Genomic DNA, 5,697 nt, shown 5'->3' on the forward strand with positions numbered 1-5,697 from the left:
CGCCCAGTCGAGGCGGCTACAGCTGCGGCGCGGTGCCCGACATCCGCAGTCAGCTGTCACGACTGCGCCTGACGGCGAACTACGCCATTGATCGCAAGAGCACGCTGGTGTTCGGCTACCTCTATGAAAAGCTCAATACCAACGACTACTTCTACAACTACTACCAGCTCGGCTACACCGGCAGCACCACCATGCCAACCAACCAGAAGAGTCCGAACTACACCCAAAACCTGCTGTACGTGGCCTTCCGCTACAACTTCCTCTGACCGAACCGGACCGTGAACACGGCCTCTTCAGATCGCACCTGACGCCAGCCCAGGCAAGGCAACAACGACCATCGCGCTTGCCTGGCACGCACCAACCTCTCCGGAAGTTTCCTTCCGGAACATCCACGGCCATCAAACCTTCCGGACCCGTGCAAATGAACACTGAAATTCATCCCGGCAATCGACGCATCGCGGCGCGTTCGTATGCACTCATCATCGGCGTGCTGACTGCACTTGCCCCGTGGTACATCAGCGGACCGCTGGCAACCCTCAACCCCGGGATCTTCTGGACCTACATGATCACCGGGCTGCTGATGATCGGCGTGGCCATCTTCGCCTTCGTCTGGCGACGCTCCTACTGGCCGGCATGGGCATTCTTCCTGCTGACCGTGTGGATCATCCTTGCTCCCGACACCCTGAGTACCAGCACGAAGGACGTCTCGATCATCCATTTCATACTGGGTGCAGCAGGCATCGTGGTGTCCATTTTCTGGATCCGGCGCATGTTCGGCCGTATGCCGCATGACCGCCCGAAGGTCCAGGGCAGGCGATTCAAGGACTGCTCGAGCAGCGAGCGCACCCTCTTCGGCCTGGTGATGATCGTGATGGGGCTCGGCTACTGCATGGCCCTGGGCTACCTCTACCTCACCCACGCCGGACTCAACGGAAAACCCGGGATGTCGGTGCAGGACATCGCCATCCCCTACTACGGAAATCGCAGTGGTACGCGCCTGGAACTGATGCTGCGCGGCCAGATGCGGGACAAGATCAGCCCCGAGGAACTCGACCAAGTGGTGGCCTGGCTCAAGTCCGGATCGACCGAAGACGTGTACGACGAAACCATCTACCCGATCATCATGAAGGATTGCGCCGGCTGTCACAGCGCAAAAGCAGGCAAGAACCTTCCGGACTACACCTCCTACGAGGGCATCATCGGTGTGTCCAGGGTCGATCACGGCATGTCGATCGAGACGCTGGTGAAACTCTCGCATATCCACTTGTTCGGTATCGGCCTGGTGACATTCGTTCTCGGCTTCGTTTTCACCTTCACCACTTTGCCGACATGGTTGAAGAACCTGATCATCGTGGCGCCGTTCTTCGCCATGGTCATCGACATCACCACCTGGTACCTGACCAAGTGGGACCCAGTGTTTGCCTACACGGTGATTGTCTCCGGACTGATTCTTGGATCGGCCTGGGGCCTGCAGATCATGTTGTCGCTATACCAGCTCATTTTCCTGCCCGGGCGTCATGCCGGACAGCCCCCCTCGTCCACCCCCATGGGAACGACGGGCTCGAATACCTGACAAGCACGCCAACCCGTGCAGGAGGTCGATCATGTCCACACGAACCCTGCTCCTTGCGCTCGTCACAGCCAGCATCGCGCTCGCCGGATGCGGTGAGCGACAGGTCAGCTACAGCCGTGACGTCGCGCCGATCCTGAAGGCCAACTGCGCGGTCTGCCATACACCGGGCAGCCCCGGCTACATCAAGAGCGGTTTCAGCGTCGCCAGTTACCAGGACATCATGCGGGGAACCCGAAATGGGCATGTCATCGCCCCCGGGAGCGCGGTGGGCAGCACCATGGTGCGGCTGATCCGCCACCAGGCGGATCCCACCATCAACATGCCCAAGAACTTCACCATGATCGCGACCGAGCACGGATCCATCGTTCTGCCTGGAGTCAATGCAAGACAGTTGCCCGAGCATGACGTGGACATCATCGCAAAGTGGGTCGACCAGGGCGCGAAGGACAACTGAGCGCGTCACCCACCGGCGCGCGACCCTCCCCTCAGGTCGCGCGCCGCCTTCCCGGGCAGGTCCTCATGCCCGAATATCCTGTCCTTTCACCGCGCTGGAGTCGCATAATACGATTCCAGATCACCTGAAATGGTCAGGAAGTGCATGCATCCATCCCACATCCTGGCCGCCCCACTGCCAGATCAACCGGGACCTGCCATGCCTAAGTACCGCAAAACGCCGCAAGCCGTCGAAGGGCTCACCCCCGAACAGTACCGCGTGACCCAGGAAGCCGGGACGGAACCCCCCTTCCGCAACGCTTTCCATGACCACAAGGCGCCCGGTCTGTATGTCGACATTGTCACCGGCGAACCCCTGTTCACCTCCATGGACAAGTACGACAGCGGTTGCGGTTGGCCCAGCTTCACCCGGCCGCTGGAATCCGAAAACGTGGTCGAGAACCGCGACAGCAGCCTCGGCATGATCCGCACCGAGGTGCGCTCCCGGCACGGCGACAGCCACCTCGGGCATGTCTTTCCGGACGGACCAGCAGACCAGGGCGGCCTGCGCTACTGCATCAACTCGGCATCGTTGCGCTTCATCCCGGTGGACGCGCTTGAAAGCGAAGGCTACGGCGAGTACCGCACGCTGTTCGCATCCAGCGCCGCGGAGGACAAGACATGACTACCCAACGCGCGATCCTGGCCGGCGGCTGCTTCTGGGGCATGCAGGACCTGGTCCGCAAGCAGCCAGGCGTGGTGTCCACGCGCGTGGGCTATTCGGGCGGCGATGTGCCCAACGCCACCTACCGCAATCACGGCACCCATGCCGAAGCCATCGAGATCATGTTCGATCCGCAGGTCACCAGCTACAGGCGGCTGCTGGAATTGTTCTTCCAGATCCACGATCCGACCACACGCAACCGCCAGGGCAACGATGTGGGACTGAGCTACCGCTCGGCCATCTTCTTCCTGGATCCGGAACAAAAACGCGTTGCCGAGGACACCATCGCCGACGTCGAGGCCTCCGGGCTGTGGCCGGGTAAGGTCGTGACCGAAATCGCCCCCGCTGGTGATTTCTGGGAAGCCGAGCCCGAGCACCAGGATTACCTGGAACACTACCCCAACGGCTATACCTGCCATTTCATCCGTCCGGACTGGGTGCTTCCGCGACGCAAGACCTGACATGCCTGGGTCGCGCCAAACACCGCGTAGCGGCGCGGCAACCCGGTCGATCCTCCCGTGCAAGCGGGTCTCCTCAATCTGCGTTAAGGCTCGATTTGCTAGGTTGAGCGCCTGTACCACCCGGATGCCGGATCGTTTCACAGGCTGCTGCGTCTGCAATAGGCCCGCGACCACACCGCGCCCTGCGCGCATGCGCTTGTTTCGCGTTGCAGCCCGCTTCCCCCCGGACGAGACCTTGACAGTGCACGCCACACGCGACGGAGAGCGAATATGGATGATGAGAAAGACCTGCCACACGCGCCGGGCCCGAGTGGAGGCTGGGGATCACTGGAGGGTATCGCCCGCATTTACGGAAAAACCTGGGCTTCCCTCAGCAGCATCGACACGCTCAAGCGCATGAACAAGCCCAGGGGCGTGATGTGTGTTTCATGCGCCTGGCCCAAACCGAAAAACTATTCCGCCTTCGAGTTCTGCGAGAACGGGGCCAAGGCCACATTGTGGGAACTGACCCGCGACCGCTGCGGTCCCGAGTTCTTCGAGCAGCACACCGTCGAGGAACTGCGCGACTGGAGTGACCATGAGCTCGAGCGCAGCGGACGACTGACCCACCCGATGCGCTACAACGCGCAGACCGACCACTACGAACCCGTGGCATGGGATGACGCCTTCGCCCTGATCGGCGAAACCCTCGGCCGGCTCGACCCCGAGAGCGTGGTCTTCTATGCCTCCGGACACGCCGGCCTGGAAGCATCCTATCTGTACGCACTTGCGGCGCGCGTATACGGCAACAACAACCTTCCGCAAAGTTCCAACATGTGTCACGAAACCACCTCGGTCGGCCTGACCCGGGTGATCGGTTCCCCGGTAGGCACCGTGGTCTGGGATGACCTGGAAAAGGCGGACGCCTTCTTCTTTTTCGGGCAGAACCCCGGCACCAACAGCCCTCGCTTCCTGCATCCGCTCAAGCAGGCCAAGGAGCGCGGCGCACGCATCGTCACCTTCAACCCGCTCATCGAGCAGGGTCTGGTGTCCTATGTCGATCCGCAGAACCTGTCGGCCATGGTGACCGGCAAGGAAACCAGGATCTCGGACCAGTACCACCAGTTGCGTTCGGGCAGCGACGTGGCCGTGCTCGCCGGCCTGTGCAAATGCGTCGTCGAGGCGGATGACAAGGCATGCGAGGGAGGCCAGGCGGAGGTTATCGACCACGCCTTCATTGAACAGCACACCACCGGTTTCGACGACTTCATCACGTTCTGTCGGCAGCTGGACTGGAACGACGTCGAACGCGAAAGCGGCCTGACCGAGGCCGACATCCGCGAGGCCGCGCAGGTCTACATCGAGGCCGAACGGGTCATCGGTGTATACGGCATGGGCCTGACGCAGCATTCGCATGGCGCATTGAACATTGCCATGCTGGTCAACCTGCTGCTGCTGCGCGGCAACATCGGTCGTCCCGGAGCCGGTTGCTGCCCGGTCCGCGGCCACAGCAATGTGCAGGGCCAACGCACCGTGGGCATCGCCGAGAAGGCCAAGCTGGTGCCGCTGCACAAGCTCGAGGCGATGTTCGACTTCAATGCCCCCACCAAGGACGGCATGCACATCGTCGATGCGGTCCAGGGACTGATCGCCGGCAAGGTCAAGGGCTTCATCTCACTCGGCGGCAACCTGCTGCGCGCGGTGCCGGACCAGCAGCGGATGGAGCGAGGATGGTCGGCTCAGGAGATCACGGTGATGATCTCGACCAAGCTCAACCGCAGCCACCTGTTCCCGGGCAGGCAGGCGCTGATCCTGCCCTGCCTCGGACGCTACGAGATCGACCAGCAGGAAAGCGGCAACCAGGTCGTGACCACCGAGGACAGCTTCTCGATGATCAACGCATCCATGGGGCATCGCGAGCCGGCCTCGGACATGCTGCGCAGCGAGCTGGCCATCGTCGCCGGCATCGCCAAGGCCATCCTGCCGCCCTCGGACAAGCGCCCCTGGGACGCATGGACGGCCGACTATGGTCGCGTGCGCGACCTGATCGAGGCGACCTATCCGGAAGACTTCCACGACTTCAACCAGCGCATGTTCGAGGCCGGCGGTTTTCACCGTCGCAATACCGCCCGCGACCGGATCTGGAACACGCCGGACGGCAAGGCGGTCATCACCACCCCCGAACGTCTCAATGCACTGGGGTTCGACGACCGACCGGGCCGCTACCGGCTGGTGACCCTGCGCTCGAATGACCAGTTCAACACCACCATTTACGGCTACTCCGACCGTTTCCGTGGCATCGAGGGCACGCGCGACGTGGTCATGATGCATCCCGGGGACATCGCCGATGCCGGACTCGAGGACGGCCAGACGGTGCGCATGGTGACGGACCTGGACGACGGCCAGGACCGGCGGCTCGAGGGCCTGAAACTGGTCGCCTACAAGGTGCCGCGCGGCACGGTGGCGTCCTACTTCCCCGAGTGCAATGTCCTGGTTCCGATTGGCCTGCACGACAGGATCTCCAAGAC

At 62.4% G+C, this 5,697-nt stretch carries 6 protein-coding genes; all 6 read left to right on the forward strand.

The genetic code is table 11. The annotated features are described in order from the left end of the window. The coding region (locus PF446_RS08565) for an MtrB/PioB family outer membrane beta-barrel protein (RefSeq protein WP_298071015.1) at nt 1-266 on the forward strand (266 nt) is incomplete at its 5' end. Nucleotides 267-421: 155 nt separating this feature from the next. Further along, on the forward strand, nt 422-1,573 hold the full coding sequence (locus PF446_RS08570; protein WP_298071016.1) for a hypothetical protein: 1,152 nt from the start codon (nt 422-424) through the stop codon (nt 1,571-1,573). Nucleotides 1,574-1,604: 31 nt separating this feature from the next. Continuing rightward, entirely contained in the window at nt 1,605-2,027 is a 423-nt protein-coding gene (locus PF446_RS08575) for a c-type cytochrome domain-containing protein (protein WP_298071017.1), read from the forward strand. 198 nt (nt 2,028-2,225) lie between these two features. After that, nucleotides 2,226-2,690, forward strand: coding sequence for a peptide-methionine (R)-S-oxide reductase MsrB (gene msrB / locus PF446_RS08580; protein ID WP_298071018.1), 465 nt, complete (start codon nt 2,226-2,228; stop codon nt 2,688-2,690). Further along, nucleotides 2,687-3,190 (forward strand): peptide-methionine (S)-S-oxide reductase MsrA, encoded by a 504-nt coding sequence (gene msrA / locus PF446_RS08585; RefSeq protein ID WP_298071019.1) that lies wholly within the window; start codon nt 2,687-2,689, stop codon nt 3,188-3,190. Before msrB ends, msrA begins: the two co-directional genes overlap by 4 nt. Nucleotides 3,191-3,460: 270 nt before the next feature. Continuing rightward, nucleotides 3,461-5,697, forward strand: a 2,237-nt coding sequence (locus PF446_RS08590; RefSeq protein ID WP_298071020.1) for an FdhF/YdeP family oxidoreductase, incomplete at its 3' end; no start/stop codon positions are given.

It is taken from the genome of Oleiagrimonas sp., from assembly GCF_027858935.1.
Taxonomy (GTDB): Bacteria; Pseudomonadota; Gammaproteobacteria; order Xanthomonadales; family Rhodanobacteraceae; genus Oleiagrimonas.

Coding starts and splice junctions, on each gene's coding strand:
- PF446_RS08570 (WP_298071016.1), top strand. CDS start 422: ATGAACACTGAAATTCATCCCGGCAATCGACGCATCGCGGCGCGTTCG.
- PF446_RS08575 (WP_298071017.1), top strand. CDS start 1,605: ATGTCCACACGAACCCTGCTCCTTGCGCTCGTCACAGCCAGCATCGCG.
- msrB (WP_298071018.1), top strand. CDS start 2,226: ATGCCTAAGTACCGCAAAACGCCGCAAGCCGTCGAAGGGCTCACCCCC.
- msrA (WP_298071019.1), top strand. CDS start 2,687: ATGACTACCCAACGCGCGATCCTGGCCGGCGGCTGCTTCTGGGGCATG.